This window comes from Lacinutrix sp. YIN62 (assembly GCF_057219185.1).
Map to the genome: position 1 here is coordinate 1 of NZ_JBXVVH010000087.1, position 696 is coordinate 696.

Consider the following 696-nt stretch of genomic DNA (forward strand, 5'->3'; position numbering starts at 1 on the left):
CCTTAGGAGAAACAGAGATCCAAGTTCCTAGAGATAGAGAAGGTTCTTTTAACCCAATGCTTGTAAAGAAAAGAGAAAGCACAACAGAAGGTGTAGAAAACCTTATCATTTCATTGTATGCTAAAGGAATGAGTAATTCTGATATAGAGGAACAAATTAGAGAATTATACGATTTCAACATCTCTACATCTACTATTTCAAGAATAACTGATAGTATTACCAATGATATAGTTGCATGGAAAAACAGACCTTTAGAAGTCACTTATTTAATTGTTTGGATGGATGGTATTGTCTTTAAAGTTAGAGAAAACTCCAAAGTAATAAACAAGACTATTTATATCGCTGTAGGACTTAGAACAGACGGTAAAAAAGAAGTATTAGGCTTGTGGTTAGGTAAAAATGAATCCGCAGCTTTTTGGATGACAGTGCTTACCGATATTAAAGCAAGAGGAACACAAGATATACTCATTACTGCTACCGATAATTTGAACGGATTTACAGATACTATAAAAACAGTATTTCCTGATTCTACCACACAAATATGTGTAGTACATCAAATTAGAAATTCATGTAAATATGTAGTTTGGAAAGACAAAAAAGAGTTTACTAAAGATATGAAACAAATCTACACAGCTCCTACAAAAGAAGCTGCTAAAGCTGCTTTAGAAGATTTTAAAAGCAAATGGAACTCCAAGT

The 696-nt window shown here is 32.5% G+C and carries 1 protein-coding gene; it reads left to right on the forward strand.

What is annotated here, in order from left to right; genetic code table 11:
* A partial coding sequence (locus AC2D8I_RS16315) for an IS256 family transposase (protein WP_484707179.1) occupies nucleotides 1–696 on the forward strand: 696 nt, incomplete at both ends.